This is a genomic window from Deltaproteobacteria bacterium (assembly GCA_020848905.1).
Classification (GTDB): Bacteria; Myxococcota_A; Polyangia.
The window spans coordinates 68,065-88,847 of record JADLHG010000061.1 but is presented as its reverse complement, the minus strand read 5'-3'; the positions used below and the strand labels follow the sequence as shown (position 1 = coordinate 88,847).

General features: G+C 69.4%; 21 protein-coding genes. 8 read left to right on the top strand and 13 right to left on the bottom strand.

All coding sequences use genetic code 11. From position 1 onward, the window contains the following. Window positions 1–8: 8 nt before the first annotated feature. From groL to IT371_26795, 4 genes are all read right to left on the bottom strand, one after another. Window positions 9–1,667 carry a chaperonin GroEL gene (gene groL, locus IT371_26810; protein ID MCC6751293.1) on the bottom strand — a complete coding sequence of 553 codons (1,659 nt, stop codon included), beginning with the start codon at window positions 1,665–1,667 and terminating at the stop codon, window positions 9–11. A 29-nt stretch (window positions 1,668–1,696) separates the two neighbouring features. Continuing rightward, window positions 1,697–1,984, bottom strand: coding sequence for a co-chaperone GroES (groES, locus tag IT371_26805; protein ID MCC6751292.1), 288 nt, complete (start codon window positions 1,982–1,984; stop codon window positions 1,697–1,699). 172 nt (window positions 1,985–2,156) lie between these two features. After that, on the bottom strand, window positions 2,157–3,062 hold the full coding sequence (locus IT371_26800; protein ID MCC6751291.1) for a hypothetical protein: 906 nt from the start codon (window positions 3,060–3,062) through the stop codon (window positions 2,157–2,159). Window positions 3,063–3,155: 93 nt separating this feature from the next. Beyond that, window positions 3,156–3,350: a hypothetical protein gene (locus tag IT371_26795; protein ID MCC6751290.1), complete on the bottom strand. Its 195-nt coding sequence runs from the start codon at window positions 3,348–3,350 to the stop codon at window positions 3,156–3,158. 242 nt (window positions 3,351–3,592) lie between these two features. On the opposite strand from IT371_26795, the gene IT371_26790 reads away from it, so the two are divergent. Next, window positions 3,593–4,024: a single-stranded DNA-binding protein gene (locus IT371_26790; GenBank protein MCC6751289.1), complete on the top strand. Its 432-nt coding sequence runs from the start codon at window positions 3,593–3,595 to the stop codon at window positions 4,022–4,024. 68 nt (window positions 4,025–4,092) lie between these two features. Beyond that, window positions 4,093–4,545 carry a hypothetical protein gene (locus tag IT371_26785; GenBank protein ID MCC6751288.1) on the top strand — a complete coding sequence of 151 codons (453 nt, stop codon included), beginning with the start codon at window positions 4,093–4,095 and terminating at the stop codon, window positions 4,543–4,545. A gap of 47 nt (window positions 4,546–4,592) precedes the next feature. Here IT371_26785 and IT371_26780 read toward each other — a convergent pair whose 3' ends face one another. The 4 genes from IT371_26780 to IT371_26765 form a co-directional block, all read right to left on the bottom strand. Beyond that, window positions 4,593–5,885: a hypothetical protein gene (locus IT371_26780; protein MCC6751287.1), complete on the bottom strand. Its 1,293-nt coding sequence runs from the start codon at window positions 5,883–5,885 to the stop codon at window positions 4,593–4,595. A gap of 243 nt (window positions 5,886–6,128) precedes the next feature. Next, entirely contained in the window at window positions 6,129–6,422 is a 294-nt protein-coding gene (locus tag IT371_26775) for a hypothetical protein (GenBank protein MCC6751286.1), read from the bottom strand. Window positions 6,423–6,479: 57 nt separating this feature from the next. Continuing rightward, window positions 6,480–7,427 (bottom strand): D-alanyl-D-alanine carboxypeptidase, encoded by a 948-nt coding sequence (locus IT371_26770; protein MCC6751285.1) that lies wholly within the window; start codon window positions 7,425–7,427, stop codon window positions 6,480–6,482. 81 nt (window positions 7,428–7,508) lie between these two features. Then, window positions 7,509–9,173: a nucleoside kinase gene (locus IT371_26765; protein MCC6751284.1), complete on the bottom strand. Its 1,665-nt coding sequence runs from the start codon at window positions 9,171–9,173 to the stop codon at window positions 7,509–7,511. A gap of 88 nt (window positions 9,174–9,261) precedes the next feature. On the opposite strand from IT371_26765, the gene IT371_26760 reads away from it, so the two are divergent. Both IT371_26760 and IT371_26755 read left to right on the top strand, forming a co-directional pair. After that, window positions 9,262–10,542, top strand: a complete 1,281-nt coding sequence (locus IT371_26760) for an alpha-amylase (protein ID MCC6751283.1) — start codon at window positions 9,262–9,264, stop codon at window positions 10,540–10,542. A gap of 138 nt (window positions 10,543–10,680) precedes the next feature. Continuing rightward, window positions 10,681–11,751: a branched-chain amino acid aminotransferase gene (locus IT371_26755; GenBank protein MCC6751282.1), complete on the top strand. Its 1,071-nt coding sequence runs from the start codon at window positions 10,681–10,683 to the stop codon at window positions 11,749–11,751. Window positions 11,752–11,782: 31 nt separating this feature from the next. On the opposite strand, the gene IT371_26750 is transcribed toward IT371_26755, so the two are convergent. Together IT371_26750 and IT371_26745 are read right to left on the bottom strand one after the other, a co-directional pair. Beyond that, window positions 11,783–12,682 (bottom strand): histidine phosphatase family protein, encoded by a 900-nt coding sequence (locus IT371_26750; protein ID MCC6751281.1) that lies wholly within the window; start codon window positions 12,680–12,682, stop codon window positions 11,783–11,785. A 70-nt stretch (window positions 12,683–12,752) separates the two neighbouring features. Continuing rightward, on the bottom strand, window positions 12,753–13,781 hold the full coding sequence (locus IT371_26745) for a site-2 protease family protein (protein ID MCC6751280.1): 1,029 nt from the start codon (window positions 13,779–13,781) through the stop codon (window positions 12,753–12,755). Window positions 13,782–13,890: 109 nt separating this feature from the next. Here IT371_26745 and IT371_26740 point away from each other — a divergent pair, with 109 nt between their 5' ends. Together IT371_26740 and IT371_26735 are read left to right on the top strand one after the other, a co-directional pair. Then, a complete protein-coding gene (locus IT371_26740) occupies window positions 13,891–14,400 on the top strand; it encodes a hypothetical protein (protein MCC6751279.1) in 510 nt (169 codons plus the stop codon). A gap of 6 nt (window positions 14,401–14,406) precedes the next feature. Further along, window positions 14,407–15,123 carry a rhomboid family intramembrane serine protease gene (locus IT371_26735; GenBank protein MCC6751278.1) on the top strand — a complete coding sequence of 239 codons (717 nt, stop codon included), beginning with the start codon at window positions 14,407–14,409 and terminating at the stop codon, window positions 15,121–15,123. A 17-nt stretch (window positions 15,124–15,140) separates the two neighbouring features. Here the strand turns inward: IT371_26735 and IT371_26730 are convergent, their stop codons facing one another. After that, window positions 15,141–16,328: an SH3 domain-containing protein gene (locus tag IT371_26730; GenBank protein MCC6751277.1), complete on the bottom strand. Its 1,188-nt coding sequence runs from the start codon at window positions 16,326–16,328 to the stop codon at window positions 15,141–15,143. A gap of 319 nt (window positions 16,329–16,647) precedes the next feature. On the opposite strand from IT371_26730, the gene IT371_26725 reads away from it, so the two are divergent. Together IT371_26725 and IT371_26720 are read left to right on the top strand one after the other, a co-directional pair. Beyond that, window positions 16,648–18,069: a sigma 54-dependent Fis family transcriptional regulator gene (locus IT371_26725; GenBank protein MCC6751276.1), complete on the top strand. Its 1,422-nt coding sequence runs from the start codon at window positions 16,648–16,650 to the stop codon at window positions 18,067–18,069. 103 nt (window positions 18,070–18,172) lie between these two features. Then, window positions 18,173–19,219 carry a type 2 isopentenyl-diphosphate Delta-isomerase gene (locus IT371_26720; protein ID MCC6751275.1) on the top strand — a complete coding sequence of 349 codons (1,047 nt, stop codon included), beginning with the start codon at window positions 18,173–18,175 and terminating at the stop codon, window positions 19,217–19,219. A gap of 25 nt (window positions 19,220–19,244) precedes the next feature. Here the strand turns inward: IT371_26720 and IT371_26715 are convergent, their stop codons facing one another. Together IT371_26715 and trpS are read right to left on the bottom strand one after the other, a co-directional pair. Then, window positions 19,245–19,730 carry a hypothetical protein gene (locus IT371_26715; protein MCC6751274.1) on the bottom strand — a complete coding sequence of 162 codons (486 nt, stop codon included), beginning with the start codon at window positions 19,728–19,730 and terminating at the stop codon, window positions 19,245–19,247. Continuing rightward, window positions 19,727–20,704, bottom strand: coding sequence for a tryptophan--tRNA ligase (gene trpS / locus IT371_26710; protein ID MCC6751273.1), 978 nt, complete (start codon window positions 20,702–20,704; stop codon window positions 19,727–19,729). Before trpS ends, IT371_26715 begins: the two co-directional genes overlap by 4 nt. Window positions 20,705–20,783: the final 79 nt, after the last annotated feature.

Below are 20,783 nucleotides of genomic sequence, written 5' to 3'. Positions count from 1 at the left end.
CGGACGGACTAGAAGTCCATGTCCTCGTCCATGCCGCCGCCCATGCCGCCGCCGCCGTGCGCGTGCCCGCCCGCGGCCTTCTCGGCCTTCTTGGGCTTCTCCGCCACGAGCGCCTCGGTGGTCAGCATCAGACCGGAGACGCTCGCCGCGTTCGTCAGCGCCGTGCGCACGACCTTGGTGGGGTCGATCACGCCCGCCTTCACCAGGTCCTCGTACTGCTCGGTGGCCGCGTTGAACCCGTAGGCGTTCTTCCCGCCACGGACCTGATCCACCACGATCGAGCCCTCCTGGCCCGCGTTGGCGGAGATCTGGCGCAGCGGCTCCTCGAGCGAGCGCATGAGGATCTTCACGCCGGTGTTCTGATCCTCGTTCGGCATCTTCATCGCCTCGAGCGCGGCCTGGCAGCGGAGCAGCGCCACGCCACCGCCGGGGACGATCCCCTCTTCCACGGCCGCCCGCGTCGCGTGCATCGCATCCTCGACGCGCGCCTTCTTCTCCTTCATCTCGGTCTCGGTCGCGGCACCAACCTTGATCACCGCCACGCCGCCGACCAGCTTGGCCAGCCGCTCCTGCAGCTTCTCGCGGTCGTAGTCCGAGCTGGTCTCCTCGACCTGCCGCCGGATCTGATCGCAGCGCGCCTGGATGTCCTTCTTGCTCCCCGCTCCGTCCACGATCGTGGAGTTGTCCTTGTCGATCGTGACGCGCTTGGCGCGACCCAGGTCCTTGAGGGTCAGGCTCTCGAGCTTGATCCCCAGGTCCTCCGTCACGGCCTGGCCGCCGGTCAGGATCGCCAGGTCCTTCAGCATCTCCTTGCGGCGGTCGCCGAAGCCCGGGGCCTTGACGGCGCAGGTGTTGAGCGTGCCGCGCAGCTTGTTCACGACCAGCGTGGCCAGCGCCTCGCCCTCGATGTCCTCGGCCACGATGAGCAGCGGACGGCCGCTCTTCGCCACCTGCTCGAGCAACGGGAGCAGGTCCTTCATGTTGGCGATCTTCTTCTCGTGGATCAGGATGTAGCAGTCCTCGAGCACCGCCTCCATGCGCTCCGCGTCCGTCACGAAGTACGGCGAGAGGTAGCCGCGGTCGAACTGCATCCCCTCCACCACCTCGAGCGTCGTCTCCATCGACTTCGCTTCCTCGACGGTGATGACGCCTTCCTTGCCCACCTTCTCCATCGCCTCGGCGATCAGGTCGCCGATCACGCGGTCGCCGTTGGCGGAGATGGCGCCCACCTGCGCGATGTCGGCCTTCCCCTTGGTCGGCTTGGACATGGCCTTCAGGTCGGCGATGACCTTCTCGACCGCGGCGTCGATCCCGCGCTTGAGGTCCATCGGGTTCGCGCCGGAGGTGACCTGCTTCAGCCCCTCGCGGAAGATCGCCTGGGCCAGCACCGTCGCCGTCGTGGTGCCGTCGCCGGCCACGTCCGAGGTCTTGGAGGCCACCTCCTTGACCATCTGCGCGCCCATGTTCATGAGCTTGTCTTCCAGCTCCACTTCCTTCGCGACCGTCACGCCATCCTTGGTGACCGTCGGGGCGCCCCAGCTCTTCTCGAGCACCACGTTGCGGCCGCGGGGCCCGAGGGTGACCTTCACCGCGTTGGCGAGGATGTTGACGCCCTGAAGCATCTGGGCGCGCGCCTTGTCATGGAAAACGATCTGCTTGGCAGCCATGGGATGTCTCCTGGTCTGAGGGGTCCGGGTTAGGCCAGCACGGCGAGAATCTCTTCCTCGCGCAGGATGAGGTGCTCCTCGCCCTCGAGCTTCACTTCCGTCCCCGAGTACTTGCCGAAGAGGACGCGGTCGCCCACCTTGACCTCGAGCGCCTTGGCCTTGCCGCTCTCGAGCACCTTGCCGTTACCCACGGCCACCACCTTGCCCTCGATGGGCTTCTCCTTGGCGGTGTCGGGGATGATGATGCCACCCTTGGTGGTCTCCTGCTCGGCGAGGCGCCTGATCAACACACGGTCGTGAAGGGGACGGATCTTCATGGGTCTGCTCTCCTCTCGATCTGATCTGTGGGTAATAGCTGCAACCGTCGCGGGGGACGGCATTCGAACCGATCTCTCAGGTCGGCCGGGAAAATAAGCACGGCCGGAAACAAGTCAAGGGCGGGGCTTGCCGATTCCGGCCTGGCCCCCCGCCACGGCCAAAATACGCGTTCTATTTTATGGATTTGTCGAACTCGACCTGCTTCGCGGGCAGCCGCGCCAAGGTCTCGCGATAGACCTTCTTGCGCTGGGCGTCCACCTTGGCCTTCACGACCTTCTCGCTGATGGCCTTGCTCATGAGGGCCGCGATGTACTTGCCTTGGAAGGCCCCCAGGCTCTCCTCCACCTGCCGCAGGTTGAGCTCGTCGTACTGCTCGCGGGTCATCCAGATCTTCACCAGGACGCTGTCCTTGTGCTTGCCGATGAAGGTCACGCGCTTCAGCTCCTCGATCTTGTCGAACAGCGTGCGCATATAGAAGGAGAGCTCCGTGGTGGCCTTGGTGAAGGAGACCTTCTCCACGTACTGGCCCGTCCCGTCCTCGTTGATGAAGGGCACGGTCGCCTCGACGGACAGCGCGGTGGGGTCGGCCAGGAGCTGGGGCTGCAGGCTCCCCGTGTACTGCGGCTGCTTGCCGAGCGCGGCCTTGGCCCACTTCAGCAGGGGCGGCTTCTGGCGATTCGTGAAGACGGGCTTGCCCTCGCGCCCGGTGCGCTTGATCTGCGCCAGGAAGTCGGCCCCGCCGGCCTGCGCCTTCGCGTCGCTGTCGTAGAAGCGCAGGTCGATCTCGTCGGCGGAGCCGTTCTTGAAGCCCTGCCGTTCGCCGGCCTGGCGCAGGTAGTAGCGCGCCAGGCGTTCGAGGTCGTCCTTGTCGATGTTGGGGTCCACGGCCGAGGCCACGCTGATCGTCCCCCCCGTGGGGAGGTTCTTGTTCACGTCGGTGACGATCTTGACCTTCACCCCGGCGATCGGCTCCAGGTCCTTGAAGTAGAGCTGGTCCTTGGTCTTCTCCTCGCAGCCGAGGGCTGCGATGGCCAGGGTCACCAGGACGGCGTGCCACCGTCGATGCGAATGAGACATCACTCTCCCTCTCCCGTCGCGTACGCGGCGGGTTCTATCACGGCGGGGAGCGGCGGGCTATCGAATGATCGGCGGGGACGGGAGGGCCTGGCGTTAGAGGTCCCCGGTCAGCGCGCGCCGATGATCGGCGGTGCGGCGCAGGAGCCGGCGGCGCTCGAGCAGCTTGAGCACGGCGCGCTCGACGGCGTCGAAGACCCAGTGCGTGGCGATCACGACCCGACCATCGGTCTCGCGACGGCCGTCGCGGCGGCGGTCGACTCGGAGGCGGGCAAGGGGCGTCGTGGACATGGAGCGACTCCTCGGCTGCGTACGAGACGATTGTCGACGGCCTCGACGGCGGCGGCAACTTCCCCTCGGATCGTCGCCCCCAATTGCACGCCCCTTGGTGCGGAATCCGTGCGGGCCGGACCGGATACCGGACGCGCGCCCGCTCCCCAGGCGGGCTGGCCGCGAAATCTCACGCGTCTTGGCAGCCGGGCGAGGCGGCGCGAGAGCTGCATTCCCCAGGACCAACGAAATGGAGGTGCCGCATGGCGAGCATGAACAAGGTCATTCTGGTGGGCCACCTGGGCGCGGATCCGGAGCTGCGCTACCTCGACGGAGGGCGCGCGGTCTGCCGCCTGTCTCTGGCCACGAACCGCGTGTGGACCGACGCGCAGGGGCAGAAGCAGGAGGAGACGGACTGGCACCGCGTGACGGTGTGGGGCAAGTCCGGCGAACGCTGCGGCGAGTACCTGCGGAAGGGACGTCGCGTCTGCGTGGAGGGACGACTGCACCCCCATTCCTATACCGACAAGCAGGGGGCCAAGCGGCACGCGACCGAGGTGGTCTCGGAGCACGTCCCCTTTCTCGACCGCCGGGGGGGGGAAGCGGGGCCCGAGCCCTTCGAGGAGCGCCGGCCGGGGGCCCGGCTCGAAGCTCGGGAAGCGGCCCCCGAGCGGAGCGACGAGCTGCCGTTCTGATCGAGTCGGCGCGCAGCGGTCGGGGTGCGGGTGCGCGACGGGCCAGCGGCGCTGCTATCATCACGAGGGTGGAGCTCTTCTCGCTCGACGATCCGGTCTACGTGGTGGACCTGACGCCCTCCACGATGGAGCGCTGCCGCCTCGAGCTCGACGGGGGAGCGGGGGTCGCCGCGCCGGCGCCGGAGCCGCGGCCCGTGCGCGAACCGCCCAACCGACCGCTGCGCGCCGTGGCGCTGGTCTTCGACTGGAGCGCAGATCCGGTGCTCTTGCCCATCGCGCCCACCCGGGACCTGGGCCTTTTGGAGTCGCTCGCGCGGCTGCTCCGGATGGTGCTGCTCACGGAGCGGTCGGTGGCCTGGCTCGTGACGGAGGCGGGCGACGAGGCGCTCAAGCGGCGCTACTTCGCGCGCGAGTTCCCTCGCTTCGTCTACGAGGGGATCCCCGCGAGCGTGCGAGGTCGGCTGCCGAAGGTGCTCTGGGAGGCGATGGGGCCACGCCGGCGACGACGGACGCCGCGCTGAGCGAGGCCATTGGGTGCACGGCGTCGGGGGCGGACCGGGGGGGACGGCTACCGTCCGAGGTTGAGACAGCGACCTTGCGCGTCGCGAACGAAGACGCGAAGCGCGCGGCCGTCGAAGAGCACGGCGGGACCCTCCGGGGTCTCGACGCCCGGGGAGGGGAGCGCGGTCCAGCTCCGCGCGCCGGGGGCGAGCTCGAAGAAGGTGCGGCGGCTGCCCACGGCGTAGACGCGGAGCTGCCCGTCTCCGCCGGGGGCCACGGCCGCGGCGGAGAGGAGCGGCTCGGTCGCGTCGGGGAGGGCCTGCCAGCCCTCGTAGCCCTGGCCGAAGACGAGGGTGTCCTTGCGGAGGGCGCGGTAGATGCGGCCGTCGGTGCCGCGCGCGTAGAGCTCCAGGCGACCATCGGGGCGACGCGCGGCAGCCAGCGCGCGATCGGTGGGAAGGCTCGGCACGAGCGTCCAGCCGCGCCAGCTCGTCCCCTGCCAGAGGTTCTCGAGGAGCTGGTTGGCGGTGCTGCGCAGGAACAGGAAGAGCTGCCCTTGACCGTCGACCGCGGCCGCCGGCGGCTCGTTCGTGGCCATGTACGGATCGACCGTCTGCCAGCCGGTCCATGTGCCGTCCACCCGCTGCCGCAGGTAGACCCTGTCGTCGGTACCGCGCACGAAAAGCGATTGGCGACCCTGCGCATCCACCACGGCCGCCGGGGCGCTGCGCGCGCTCCCCTCCACCTTGAGGGACCAGCTCATCCAGCCCTCGCGGTCGGTGCGGCGACGTTCGTAGATCGCCCCGTCGGCCCCGCGAAAGAAGAGATAGGTCTGGCCGCCGGCGTCGGCAAACCCGCTCGGGTTGCTGTTGAAGGTCTCGGCGCCGGGGATCGTCTCCCACGCGGATACGGGAGGCTGGGCAGGCCCGGGAGTCGTGGGGGGCGGGGGCTCGGTCGGCCCCGCGGTCGGTACGGGCGAGAGACAGCCGAGCGGCGCGATCCAGTAGGCCGCGAGGTAGCCGTGCCGCCACACCCCGCCCAGGTAGGCCCGCACCCGCGCCCATTGGTTGCTCCAGGGGCTCGCGGGCGCGCCGGTGCCGTAGGTGTCCCCCACGCGCACCTCATCCACAAGGACGATCTGGCCGTACAGCACGGGCTCGCTCCAGACCAGGTTGCTCGCCTCCCAGCTCGCCGGCTGGCGTGTCGTCCCGCGCAGGTTCAGCCCGAAGCTGGCATCCACCTGCCCCGTGAGGGTCTGCCCCACTCCGCACTGGGGCAGGTCGAACGCGCCCGCCGGTGTGGTCGTCCAGCGGTGCCCCGCGGACGGCGCGTCGGCGGCTCGGCAACCTGCGAAGCCCATCGCGCCTGCCACCATCAGTGCGATGCCTGTCCCTCTCCCGGTGTGATGCATGTCGATCCTCGCGCTCAGTTGACAGCGCGCTGAGCACGGGACAGGCCAAGCCAGAGGCGGATCGCGGGGCGAGCGCAACCGCGGACAGCGCCAAACCATCACTTGCTGGCTAGCGCGACGCGTCGGCGAAACGCATCTCGGAGAACCATCCCACCACTCGTGGCATCGACTGGCCTTCGGAGAGTGCGGCCTCTACGTCTCGCGACCGAGAGCCACCAGCTTGCGCGCGAAACCCTCGGAGTCCCCCAGAGTGTGCACGATGTGACCATCGGCGTGGAGGTAGCTGATCAGCCCGCCCCCCTCGAGGCGCACGAGAAGCACCGGGTCGCGTGCCCCCTCGTAGCGCCGCGGCCGGGCACCGCTCGCGGCGCCGAGCAGCTCGTCCACCGACGGTACGGTCGCGAGGCGCGCGAGTCGATAGCGGCCCGGACAGCCGGGGATCGGCCGCCAGGGCCAACGCCGCAGGAGCTCGTCGAAGGTGGTCACGGTACGAGCGCAAGGCGCATCGAGGAGGCCTCGGGGGGTGTCCCTGGTGGCCGCCGCTCAGCTCGCGACGCGGGGCCTGGAACGCACCCAGCGCAGGAGCTTGCGCAGGTCGATGATGCGCTCCCCCTTCCGGCGCGCCCCGAGCAGCACGACCGTGACCGTGCCGAGGCCGGGGAGCCGCGCCACGGTGGCCAGGCAGTAGCCGGCCTGGTGGTTGAAGCCGGTCTTGGTGGCGGTGAAGGTCGCCCCCACGGTCGGATCGCCGACGAGCGGGTTGGTATTCGCGTACCAGGGCTTCAGATAGCCGCGCATCGGCTTGAGCTGCACCCGCGCCGTGCCCATCACCTGGCGCAGCACCGGGTCCTGGCTGGCCTCCCGCACGATGCGCGAGAGCTCGAAGGCCGTGCTCACGTTGCCGGGCTCGATCCCCACCGGACAGACGAAGCGCGTCTGCTTGAGGCCCATGCGGCGCGCGCGCTCGTTCATGGCCCGCACCAGCCCAGCCGCATCCAGACCGACTGCCCGCCCGAGGGCCGAGACGGCGCGGTTGTCCGAGGACATCAGCGCCGCGCGGAGCAGATCGCGATTACGGTAGGTCCAGTTGAGCTCGAGGCGCGTCCGACACCCGTTCAGCGCGACCTTCCAGTCGTCGCGGCTGATGGTCGTCCCTTCGTCGAGCTTGAGTCCACGGTCCCGCACGACGAGGGCCGCCATCAGCTTGGTGAGGCTCGCGATCGATCGCTGCTCGGCCGCGCCCCGCGCGAGGAGCACCCGCCCACTCTCGCCGTGCACGACGAGCACCGACTTCGAGCCGAGGACCGGCGCCCCGTCTCGCGCCTCGTCCACCGCGCCGCTTCCCGCAGCGGCGCCCTCTCCCGCGCTCCGGATCGCGAGCTTCGGCGGCGCCCGCCGACCCCGCGCCTCGGCACGCTCGGCCCCGCACGCGAGCGCGACCGCCCCCGCACCGAGCGCCACGACGCCAACCGCACCGAGCCGCACTCTCATGCCGGCTCGCCTAGCATCCGGGCGCGCCGAGCGTCAAGAACGCATCTCCCGCCGGCCGACGGAGCGCCTCGAAGGCTGCGCTCAGTATTCGAACTGGCTGCCACCGATGAACTCCCTGAGCAGCGAGGTGTCGGGGATCGACTCGTCGAACATCGGGACGAAGTGACTGACGTACCGCAGCAGACGATGCGCGTTCGCGAACGAGGGATGATCCTGCGGCACCTCGAGGAGGAATCGCTCGGCGTAGAGCCTGAGCACGGCCATCTCGTAGACGAGCGACGAGTTGAACATCATGTCGGCCTGCTCCTGGAACGGGTAGATGTTCCGGAGCTCGCCCCGCCGCACTCTGGGCCAGGTCTCGATCGTCGTGGCCGCCGAATAGCCGCGGAAGAGCCGGTCGCGCACGATGCGGCGCAGCAGGCGCGTGTCGGAGGTATAGGTGCGGTAGTGGTCGTCGAGACAGAGCTGCGTCAGGGCGTTGATGTGGATGCGGAACTTCTGCCCCTCGGGCACGGCCTCGGTCAGCCGAGGATTCAGGCCGTGGATCCCTTCCACGACGAGGACCTGCCCCGCCTCGAGCCGCATCGGCCGCCACTTGTCCCTGGGCCGCCTCTGCCCGGTCGTGAACTCGAAGCGCGGGGTGAGCACCTCCTCGCCGCGCAGCAGCCCCGCGAGCACCTCGTTGAAGAGCGCGAGGTCGATGGCCTCGATCGACTCGAAGTCGTAGCGACCGTGCTCGTCGCGCGGCGTCTCGTCGCGGTTGACGTAGAAGTTGTCGGTGGAGAGCGCGACGGGACGTACGCCGTTGACCCGGAGCTGCAGGCTCAGCCGCTTGGAGAAGGTCGTCTTGCCCGAGGCCGACGGCCCGGCGATGAGGACGAGCCGAATCCCCGTCGAGCGGCAGATCTCGTCCGCCACCTGCGCGATCTTCTTCTCGTGCAACCCTTCGTCGATGCGGATCACCTCGGCCGCCTCACCGCGCTGGGTGAGCTCGTTGAGCTGCCCCACGCTCTCGAGGCCGACGATGCCGAGCCAGCGCCGGGTCTCCTGATAGACCTGCATCAGCTTCGGCAGGTCCACGTACGGCGAGACGGGCTGCGGCTTGCCGCGCGGCGGGAAGCGCAGCACGAACCCCGGAGGCTCGTGCACGAGGGCGAAGGTGCGAATGAACCCGGTGCGCGGCGCCACCGGGTAGTGGTGGATGTCCCAGGTCTCGCCGAGGCGCACGAGCTCGATGTGGCTCTCCCAGTGCGTACGCAGCAACCGGAGCTTGCTCTCCGAGCCCGCCGCGGTGAAGAGGTCGCGAGCCTCGGCCACGCTGACCCGCTCCGTGACGAGAGGTAGGTCCTCGCTCACCAGCTCGCGCATCACGCGCTCGATCTCCTCGACCTGCTGCGGCGTCACCCCGCCGGCGAGCCGCGGGTGATAGGAGTAGCCGTTGCCGAGCGCCTGGCCGATGGTCACCCGCACCTCGCCGAAGAGGCGGCGCATCGCCTCGAGGAGCAGCAGGCTCGCCGTCCGTCGGTACGCCAGCACCCCCTGACGTCGCGTGTAGTCGACCGGTATCACCTCCGTCGGCGCGGTCACGCGAAAGGAGAGGTCCACGCAGCGCTGGTGCACGATCGCCGCCAGCGGCGGCTGCTCGGAGGGCGGGACGTACTGCGCGAAGAGCTCGGCGGCAGTGACGCCATAAGGGACGTCGAGCTCCTGACCGCCGAGGCGAATCCGGACCAGCGTGGGCTTCATCGCTTCAGCGTAACCCAGAGAACCCGTCGGACCAAAATCACGCGCACCCCTTTTGTTGCACGGTCCAGCCGAGTATGCTGCGCGCGCGATGAGCAGACCGATCCTGATCTACAACCTCTTCCCTCGGCTCGCCGGTCACCTCGGGCAATGGACCGCCCACGCCGAGCGGGCCCAGCGCATGGGCTTCAACTGGCTCTTCATCAACCCGGTCCAGTACCCGGGCTTCTCGGGGAGCCTGTACGCGGTCAAGGATTTCTATCGGCTCAACCCGGCCTTCATCCCCCCCGGATCGGCCGATCCGATGGAGGATCTGCGCCGCGCGCTCGAGGTCATGCACGGCCAGGGGCTGAAGGTCATGCTGGACCTGGTGGTGAACCACACCTCCAAGGACTGCCCGCTCATCAAGGAGCATCCGACCTGGTTCCGGCGGGACCGCGACGGGAATCCGGTCAGCCCGTCGGCCATCGACCCCGCCGACGCGCGCAAGGTTACTGTCTGGGGCGACCTGGCCGAGGTGGACAACGCCGGCTCGGGGGACCGCGCCGGCCTGTGGGCCTACTGGACGGCCATGGTGCAGTTCTACCTGGAGCTCGGCTTCGACGGCTTCCGCTGCGACGCGGCCTACAAGGTCCCCCCGCGACTCTGGGAGCAGCTCATCGGCGCGGCGCGCCGGCTGCGGCCAGGCGCCCTCTTCGCCGCGGAGACGCTCGGCTGCCGTCTCGGCGAGGTGCGCGCGCTCAAGGGCGTGGGCTTCGACTACCTCTTCAATAGCTCGAAGTGGTGGAACTTCGATCAACCCTGGTGCCTCGAGCAGCACACGGAGCTCCAGAGCGTCGCGCCCTCCATCGCCTTCCCCGAATCGCACGACACGCCGCGACTGATGGCGGAGTCGGGGGGCCTCGAGGCGGTCCAGAAGCAGCGTTATGCCTTCGCCGCCGCATTCTCGTCGGGCGTGATGGTTCCGATCGGCTACGAGCACTGCTTCACCCGGCCGCTCCACGTGGTCCACTCCTCGCCGGAGGACTGGGAGGCCACCGGACACGACCTGCGGTGGTTCATCGAACGTATCAACCGGCTGAAGGTGCACCATCCGGTCCTCGGCGCAGAGGGGCGCTGGGAGGTCGTCACCGACCTCGACGGCCCGAGCACGGTCCTCTGCAAGCACGGAGGGTCCGAAGACGACCCGGTCCTGATCGTCGTCAACAAGGACTGGCGAGCGCCGCAGTCCGTTCCGGCCGCGCCCCTCCGGCGCTACTTCCGGCGTGCCCCACAGGTGCTGCGGGTCTTCCGGCAGCAGGGCGCCCCCGAGCTCCTCCCCGACGGTCCGCTGGCCCTGGAGCCGGCCGAGGTGATCTACCTCCTCGGGTGACGGCCGATGGCCCGGGGAAGGCCGCGGACGGCTCGGCGCACCGACCGACCGCCGATTGCCGCCCCGAGAGTGCTTTGCTATGGTTACGCGTCCCTGGCCGGGACCCCCTACGCTCCTTCCTCGCCGCACGAGGCACCGATGGAACTGACGATCACGCCCACGACCGCTCCCAAGCCCAAGCCGCCTTCCGAGGCGCAGCTCGGCTTCGGTCGGTACTTCACCGACCACATGTTCCTCTACAACTACACGCCCGAGCTGGGCTGGCATCAGCCGCGCATCGTCCCGTACGCGCCGCTGACCCTCGACCCGGCCTGCGTCGTGCTCCACTACGGCCAGCAGACCTTCGAGGGGCTCAAGGCCTATCGTGGCGTCGACGGCGGAGTACGGCTCTTCCGCCACATGCACCACCTCGAGCGGCTCTCCCGCTCGGCGGCGCGCCTGTGCATCCCGGCCTTCGACAAGCAGGCCGTGGGCGACGCACTGAAGCAGCTCGTGTTGCTCGACCGCCAGTGGATCCCCAAGTCCGAGGGGTGCTCGCTCTACATCCGTCCGAACATCATCGCCACCGACGCGGTGCTCGGCGTCCGGCCCTCGCTCGGCTACCTGCTCTACATCATCCTGAACCCCGTCGGCGCGTACTACCCCGAGGGGTTCAACCCGGTGAAGATCATGGTGGAGGAGGAGCACGTACGGGCCATCGCCGGAGGCGTGGGCGAGGCCAAGACGGGCGGAAACTACGCCGCGAGCCTCCTCGGCCAGATGGAGGCCAAGAAGCGCGGCTTCACGCAGGTGCTGTGGCTCGACGGCAAGGAGCACAAGTACGTCGAGGAAGTCGGGACGATGAACATCTTCTTCGTCATCGGCGACGAGGTGATCACGAGCCCGCTCACGGGCAGCATCCTGCACGGCGTGACACGCGACTCGGTGCTCCGCATCCTGCGCGACTGGGGCCACCACGTGTCGGAGCGCCTGCTCTCGATCCACGAGGTCGTGGCCGCCGCCGAGAACGGCACGCTCAAAGAGGTGTTCGGTACCGGGACCGCTGCGGTGGTCTCCCCCGTCGGAGCCTTCTCCTTCCGCGGCACGATGCACACCGTGGGCGACGGCCACACCGGGCAGCTCTCGCAGCAGCTCTACGACTATCTGCTCGGCATCCAGTACGGCAAGGTGAAGGACCCGTACGGCTGGACCGAGCGCATCGATCTCTGAGGGTCGTTCGTCGCTGCGGCGTCGTACCTGACTACGGCGTCGCCGTGCCGGGAGCCGCAGGGGCCGGAGCGGGCGCGCTCGGCGCAGGCGCGGTGGCCGGGGCAGGCGCGGGGCGTGGCGACTCCGCCTTGGCAGGCCCCGGGTTGCAGTCGAGCTGCTTCTGCCCCACCTGCGACGGCGGCGTGCAGCGTCGCCAGCCGAACCCCGGCGTGAAGAGCGACACCGTCGGGCTCGCCGTGTCGGCTCCTTCGATCTTGTAGACCTGATCGTTCTCCTGCCGGATCTTCGAGACGTTCGCGAGCGGCCAGCCGAGGAGCTGGTGGAGCAGGATGCGGTTCACCACGCCGTGCCCCACGACGAGCACGGGACGGCTCTGCCACCCCGCGCGCAGCTCGTCCACGAACTTCTGCGTGCGCACGGCCATGTCCAGGTAGCTCTCCCCGAGGGGCGCCTTGCCATCCAGGCGGTGTCCCCGCAGGTCCTTCACGAGCGGACGGAGCCACTTCAACGTCTCCTCGGGGCGGCTTCCGCGCGCCGGGACCTCGCACTTCTCGTCCCCCGCGTGCATCTCCCAGGGGTTGATCTGCGCGTAGCACATCCCGAGGAGGAGACCGGTATCGATCTCGTTGAGCACCGGGCGCGGCTGAATCGGCAGCTTGTGCTGCCGCGCGACCAGCTCCGCGGTGAGGATGGTCCGCCGCAGGCCGCTCGTGTAGACCGCCGCAATGGGCTCGTCCTTGAGCAGGTACCAGAGCTGCGCGCGGTTGACGTACCCGACTGCGTCGAGGCCAGGGTCGCCCTGCACCCGCCCGACGCGGTTCCAGGGGGACTGGCCGTGGCGCGCCAGGTAGATCACCGGCGGGGTCCCGACTCCGGCGCAGGCCGGCAGGAAGAGACCCAGGGGCAAGAGATACGCGAGCAGGCGACGCATGAAGCTCTCCTCGGAAAAGGCGGCGGGCACTATAGCGTCAGTGCGGCAGGGGACGCCACCCGCGGATGCGCTACTGGAAGATGCGCGCAATGTCCCGGTAGGTCACGAGCACCAGCAGACCGAGCAGGAGCAGAAAGCCCGCCGTGTGCACGGCGTTCTCGAAGCGCTGGTTCACGGGCCGGCGGAAGAGGATGGTGTAGGCCAGGAAGACCAGGCGCCCGCCGTCGAGCGCGGGGAGCGGCAGCAGGTTGAAGAGCCCGAGGTAGACGTTCAGCATGGCGAGGAAGATGAGCGCCATGGCGAAGCTGTCCTCGAAGCTCATCTTGAGCTGGCGCACGATCTCGAGCGGACCGCCCACCTGCTTCGCGCTCACCTTCCCGGTCACCAGGCGCCCGAGGCCGGCCAGGATCTTCTTCGACTCGGCGAAGGGATAGTAGAGCGCCAGGAGCACGCCGTTGCCCGCCCCGACGCTGCCGAAGGAGAGCTTGCGGCCGAAGCCGATGCCGATCCGGTAGCCGCCCCCGTCCTTCATCGGGGTGACCTTCAGACTCACCGGCTGGCCCGCGCGCTTGAGCTTCACCACGAGCGGCTGGCCGCTGCTGCCGCCAATCGCCGCCAGGACCTCCTCCACGCCGGTCACGGGGTGCCCGGCAATCGCCTCGATCAGATCTCCCGACCGCATGCCGGCGGTGGCCGCGGGGGCCTTCGGCTCCACCTTGTCCACCGTGAGCTGCCAGCGCGGGATCCCCCAGGCCAGCATCACGACGACCATGAGCAGGATGGCGAAGAGGTAGTTCACCGCCGGCCCCGCGAAGACGGTGGCGAAGCGCGCCAGAGCGGACTTGTTCTGATACGAGCCGGGATCGTCGGGAGGGAGCTGCTCGTGGGGGTTCATCCCGGCGATCTGCACGTAGCCGCCCACGGGAACCACGGCGAGCTGGTAGGTCGTCTCCTTGCCGCGCCACTTGAGCAGCGGCGGGCCGAAGAAGATGCTGAACTTGTCCACGCGCATCCCCGACCAGCGGGCGACCATCATGTGGCCAAGCTCGTGAATGACGATCAGGACGGCGAGACCACCGATGGCTAGCAAATAGGACATGGCGGTGGAGTATAGCGAAAGGGAGGTAGGGGAGCCAGGACGGCCGGACGCGGTCGCCGGCGACGCAGCGCCCATTGACCGCACCAGAGGCCGCCGGTACCTTTCCAGCATGTCACTCGGTCTGCTCTCGCGCCCCACCGTCGCGCCGCTGCTCGGCGCGCTGCTCCTTCTCGGCGCCTGCGGCCCGAGCGGCTCCTACGAGCTCCGCTGGTCGGTCGGCTGCGACAAGCCCGGTGACCCGGCGTGCGCGGTCCGCAGCGTGCGCGACTGCAGCCTGCGCGGCATCGACGCCGTGGAGGTGCTCGCGCAGACGGGCGACACCCTGGAGGTCACGCGCTTCGCCTGCTTCTCCATCGCGGAGGGCGCCGTCGGACGCGGCCCCGGTCTCCCCACGGGCCCCGCGACCCTCGAGGTCTACGGGCTGAATCCCGGCGGGCTGCGCCTCATCGGCCCGGTGCGCGTCGCGGCCTCCATCCCCGAGAGCGGTCTGGTCTCGGTGCACGCCGCCTTGCCCGCGCCCCCTGCCTGCGGAGACGGAATGGACGACGACGGCGATGGGCTCGTGGACCTCTTCGACCCGCAGTGCGCGGACCCGAAGGACCCGGACGAACTGAAGTAGATCTACATGCGGCGGCACGTCGTCATCGGGCCGGATACCAAGCTCGTGCGCATGGGCGGGCGCCTGCCGCGTGGCGCGCTCGTGCTGCTGTGTGTGCAGATCGGCCTCTTCCTCCTTTACGCCTTCGGGGACGGACCGGCGTGGGTCAAGCGCACGCTCGTGCAGAGCGCCGATCAGGTCCTGCGCGACCACCGCGTCTGGCAGCCACTCTCGGCCCTGTGGCTCCACGTCGAGGGGCAGACCCAGGCCCTCCTCTTCAACATGCTGGTCCTCTGGGTCTTCGGCAGCGCCCTCGAACGCTGGTGGGGCACGCGCCGCTTCCTCGTCTTCTGGATCACCTGCGGCGTGGTCGGGCTTCTCGCCGCGCTGGTCGTGGGCGTCGCCTTCCCGAAACAGCTCATAGCGGGCTCCGGCGGCTCGACCATGGGGATGGTGCTCGCCTTCGCGCTGCTCTTCCCGAACCACCTGGCGTTCTTCTACGGCGTGCTTCCGCTGCGCGCGAAGTGGACCGCGGTCATCCTCGGCGCCTTCCTCGTGATCGGTAACGCGCTCGCGCGGGCGTACCTGGAGCTCGCCCTCGGTGCGGGTGGGGCGCTGGCCGCGCTGCTCTTCTTTTTCGTGCCGAGGTGGCTCGGCCCGCGGGGGCGCCGCAAGCCGCCGAAGCCGGGGCATCTCACCGTGCTCCCCGGCGGGCGCAAGGACGAGCCGAAGCTCTGGAACTGAGGTCCCGGCGCGGTCGCTCAGGGCGCGACGCAGGCCTGCACGCGCTGGACGTTCACCCCTTGAATGAAGGCGTAGCACGGGTCGGCGTAGCACCGGCCGTCGCAGCCCACCACCGTGGGCCCCTCGGGGATGGGAGAGCAATCCCACGGGAGCGGGACGCAGGTCCCCGAGCCGCCGCACTGCCCGTCGGGCTTGCGACAGAACTGGCCGTGCCCGATCTCGTCCAGGGGACACTGCTCGTTGGTCGTGCAGCCGGGGAGCGTGAGCACCGGCGGCGGCGGAGCCAGGTAGTAGAGCTGGCGTTCCCACTCGAGGTGCCGCGGCTCGGCCTCCCACGCGTCGGCGCCGTCGCGCACCACGGCCTGGAGCACGTAGGCCTGCTTCTGCTGCACGAGGGTCCCCTTCCGCGTCGCGTAGCGGACCTTGTACCAGCACCCTCCCTCGGCGGGAGTCCGCGCCAGCACCTCGAGATCGTGGCCCTGCGGCAGGCAATCCTCTACGCGCGAGCTGCTCGACGGGCGGGCGCGCACGTTCTGGCAGGAGTAGCCGCGCAGGGCGTGCCCACGCGTCACCTTCGCCGCGTTGCCCGCGCCGAGCGGGACGAACCAGCGCGGCAGGCTCTCCTTGGACTGCCAGAGCCCCTTCCACGCCACGCCGCCCATGGCCCCTTCGAGGGCGGGGTCGTCGCTCCGCACGAAGGGCAGGACCATCCCGTAGCGCCGGTGCGTCAGCACGATCCCGGTCTCGCGAGGCGTCATGGCGTAGTCCCACGCGTAGAGCCAGCCTTCGGCGAAGAAGGGCTCCCCGCAGTCGGAGAAGACCATGTACCGCACCTTCTGGTACGGCTCGCGCAGCACGGCCGAGGAGTTCTCGAGCAGCTGGACCGTGTCACCCTTGCATACGCTGTAAAGCTTGCAGACGACCTTATTCTGGTAGAGCTTGCAGCGGCGCTCCACCTCCGGCTTGTCCCGGTCTTGCAGGGCTGCGAGACGGTCGCTCCACCGGCTCGACTCCCCCTCGATGGCGAAGCACTTGCGACCCGGGACGCCGGTGCGAGCGTCCTCGGTGATCTCCAGAAAGGTCCCGACCTTGGACTGCGCGCTGCGCTCCGAAGCGGGGCCCTCGTCGGGGGCGCAGGCAGGGGACACGAGAGCCAGGAGCGGCAGCCAGAAGGACAGGCTCCGCGAGAGAACTCGGCAGGTCATGATGGACTCCTCGGGCGATACGCCACGCATGACGCGCCGCCACAGCATCGGACATGCCAACAGTCGTTGCACTCCCAAGTCGGCTCAATTTCAAGGAGACGTACTGTCGGTGGGCACGGCGCGGCCACCGAGTTTCAATGACACGCCGACCCGATCTTTTCGGGACGGCCGAGCCCCCACCCCTCGTATCTCTGCCTGGCCGAGCGCACGCTGCACACACCCCGGCTACGAGACTTGCCGGTTGCTTGACTTCCCGCGTCCTTTTCGTAAGATAGGGGCAACTCAGCCAGGGCGGTCGAGATCTACGCGAGGAGCGAAGATGGGCGAAGATCCTGCCATCACAACAATTTTCGACGGTGGGCGCGCCACGGTCCGCCACTTGCGAAAGAGCAAGTTGGTGATCGTGTCGGGAGCGGAGGCAGGCAAGGAGTACGACCTGACGAAGCCCCGCGTAGGCGGCGGCCGCAGCATCATCAACGACATCCCCCTCTCGGACAAAGCGATCTCCGGGACGCACTTCGAGATCGTCGGCGACGACGACGGCTACCGGCTCGTGGACCTCGGGAGCACGAACGGCACGTTCGTCGGTGACATCCGCATCAAGGACGTCTACCTGCGGCCAGGCACCACCTTCCGCGCCGGCCACACGGAGCTACGCTTCCAGCCCCTCAACGAGGTGGTGGAGATCCAGCTCAGCGCGCGCGACCGCTTCGACTGCGTGCTCGGCGGCAGCGTCAAGATGCGCGAGATCTTCGCCACGCTGGAGAAGATCGCGCCGTCGGACCTCACGGTGATGATCACCGGCGAGACGGGTACCGGAAAGGAGCTCGTCGCGCGCGCCATCCACAACATGAGCCCGCGGCGGAGCAAGCCCTTCCAGGTGCTCGACTGCGGCGCCATCCCGCGCGACCTCATCGAATCCACCCTGTTCGGCCACGAGAAGGGCTCCTTCACCGGCGCCATCGGGCAGCACAAGGGATGCTTCGAGCAGGCCCACGGCGGCACGATCTTCCTCGACGAAATCGGCGAGCTGGACGTCGGGTTGCAGCCGAAGCTCCTGCGCGTGCTCGAGAACCGCGAGCTCAAGCGTGTGGGCGGCGACAAGACGATCAAGATCGACGTTCGCGTGCTCGCGGCCACGAACCGCGACCTGAAGGTGATGGTCAACCAGGGCACCTTCCGCGAGGACCTCTACTTCCGCCTCTCGGTGATCCTGGTCGACAATCCGCCGCTCCGCGACCGCAAGGAGGACATCCCGCAGCTCGTGCACCACTTCCTCGCGGACGTGGCGCGCCGACGCGGCATGTCCATGAACATCGCCGTGGACTCGATGACCGCGCTGATGGGGCACAACTGGCCCGGCAACGTGCGAGAGCTCCGCAACGTGGTGGAGCGCGCCGCGTCGCTCTGCGACGGACCGACGATCACGCGGGCCGACCTGGTGTTCGGACGCTCGGGGCTGAGCCCGGCGGCGGAGGCGGCCTCGGCGGCGGCAGCAGCCGCGGCGGGCGGTGGCGCTGCGGTGGCGGGCGGCGGGAACTTCGCCGCCTCGCTGCTCGAGCCGGGGGTCACCTTCAAGGACGCCAAGCAGCAGGTACTGGACGACTTCGAGCGCCTCTACCTGGCCAAGCTCCTCGAGCGCAACAAGGGGAACATCACCCGCTCGGCCCACGAGGCGGGACTCACGCGCTACCATCTGCGCGAGCTGCTCAAGCGACACAACCTCTCCTCGGGGAACTGAGCCGAGTCGACCACGCGCCGGGCGGGCCACCGCCCCGTGCGAGCCGCCGCGAGCCGCCGCGAGCCCGCGGACCGCGGACCGCGGCCTGTGGCAAGATGTGGCCATGACGTCGGACCTCTCGCGCCGCAAGGCCGATCACCTCGACCTCTGCACCACCGACCGGGTCGGCTTTCGGGACCGCACCACGCTGCTCGAGGGAGTGCGCCTCGTGCACCAGTCCCTCCCCGACCTGGCGCTCGACGAGCTCGACACCTCCGTCACCCTCCTCGGCAAGCGGCTGCGCGCGCCGCTCCTCATCGCGGCCATGACCGGGGGCACCGAACGCGCCCGGGAGATCAACCGGGACCTCGCGTCGATCGCCGAGGCGCGAGGGTACGGGCTCGGGCTCGGCTCGCAGCGCGCCATGCTGCAGGACCCCCGCCTGGCGGAGACCTATGAGGTGCGTTCCGCGGCCCCCACCGCGCTGCTCCTCGGCAACCTCGGACTCACGCAGGCCCGCGACCTGACGGGCGGAGAGCTCGACGCCCTCGTCACCGCCGTCGGTGCGGACGCGCTGTGCCTCCACCTGAACCCGGCCATGGAGCTCGTGCAGGCCGAGGGAGACCGCGACTTTCGCGCCGGCACGGAGACTCTCGCGCGCGTGGCCCGAGAGCTCCGCGTCCCCGTCGTGGCCAAGGAGACGGGGTGCGGCATCTCGCGCGAAACGGCGCGCAAGCTCCGGCAGGCGGGGGTCCGTACGGTGGACGTCTCGGGCGCGGGCGGGACGTCGTGGGTCGGGGTGGAGGCCCTGCGCTCCACGGGGGCGCATCGGTCGATGGGCGAGACGCTCTGGGACTGGGGGATCCCGACCGCCGCCTCGGTGGCCTACGCGGCCCACGAGGGGCTCGAGGTGATCGCCACGGGAGGCATCCAGACGGGCCTCGACGTGGCACGCGCCCTCGCCCTCGGCGCGACGGCGGCGGGGCTCGCCCGCGGGGTGCTGCGCGCTCTCGACCGGGGCGGCGCTGCGGAGGCCGGCAGCTTCCTCGATCAGGTCGAGCTCGAGCTGCGGGCAGTGATGCTGCTCGTCGGAGCCCGGACCATCTCCGAGCTGCGGACCGTGCCGCGCGTCCTCACGGGGGAGCTGCGCGACTGGCTGGCGGGGGGCTAGGCTGGGGGGGGACTACGGGCCGGTACTACTCGAAGGGACCCCCTTGATGCGATCCCACGGGCTCCGTCTCGTCGTGGCTCAGCGCCGCCTTGAGGTCCAGGCGCACGCGCCAGCGGCCCCGAACTCGCTCGAGCTCGAGCTCCTCGGAGACCTTGCCCGTCGCCTCGGTGAGACGCACCGCGGCCCTGTCTCCCGTCACGCGCACGCTGTGGACCGAGGCCAGCGACTGTCGGGCCTGCGTGAGGCTCGCCGCCACCAGGTCCTCGGGCTTGAAGCGGCGCTGTCCCCCGGTCTGCGCCGTGGCCAGGGTGGCCATCTGCGTCAGCTTCTCCTGCACCTCGGGGTGGAGGAGGCCGAAGATCTTGGCGTTGTCCCCCATCGCGGCGGCGCGCACGAAGAGCTGGGCCGCCCCTTCGGGACTCCCGTCGTCGAGTCCGCAGCCCAGCTCCATGGAACCGAGACCGGCCACGAGGACCAGCAGCGCGGCGCTGCGCCCGGTTCTACGGGTCATGCACGGAGTCCGAGCTTCAGGTGCACCTCGCGCATCGTATCCTGCGCCATCGTGCGGCAACGGGCCGCGCCCGCGTCGAGCGCCTCGTCCACGAGCGCGGGCTTGGCGCGTAGCTCGGCCCACTTCTCGCGAATGGGGGCGAAGTGGCTGGTCATCCCGTCGCAGAGGAGCTTCTTGCAGTCCACGCAGCCGAGCGTGGCCGCCCGGCAGCCCACGTCGATCTCCTTCACCTTCTGCTCGTCGGTGAAGTAGCCGTGCAGCGAGTACACGTTGCAGACCTCCGGGTTACCGGGGTCGCTCTTGCGTAGCCGGTTCGGATCGGTGAACGCGGTGGACAGCTTCTTGCGCAGCACCTCGGGCTCCTCGTTGACGGCGATGCTGTTGCCCAGGCTCTTCGACATCTTCGCCTTGCCGTCCAGGCCGCGGATCTTCGGCGTCGAGCTGAACATGGTGTGCGCCTCGGGAAAGGTCTCCCCGAAGCGGGCGTTGAAGCGGCGGGCGATCTCGCGGCAGAGCTCCAGGTGCTGCTCCTGGTCCTGCCCCACGGGCACCCGGTTCGCCTTGTAGAGCAGGATGTCGGCCGCCTGGAGCACCGGATAGGTGAAGAGCCCGGCGTTGATGTTGTCGATGTTCTGCTCCGACTTGGACTTGAACTGGGTCTGCCGGCTCAGCTCGCCCATCGGGGTCACGCAGGTGAAGACCCAGGCCAGCTCGGTGTGCGCCGGCACCTCGGACTGCACGAAGAGCGCCGAGCGGTTGGGGTCCACCCCACAGGCCATGATCCCCGCCGCCAGCTCGCGGATGCGGGGGCGCAGCTCGTTCACTTCGTAGCCCACCGTGAGCGCGTGATAGTCCACCACGCAGTAGATGCACTCGTGGTCCTCCTGGACCTTGACCCAGTTGCGGATCGCCCCGAGGTAGTTCCCGATATGCAGCTCGCCGGTCGGCTGAATGCCACTAAAGACGCGATTCATGGGCCCAACGTGACATCCGCCTCCGAGGCTGTCAAGCAAGGGGCCGGCCGACAGCAAGGCCGGATGACGACTTCTCAAG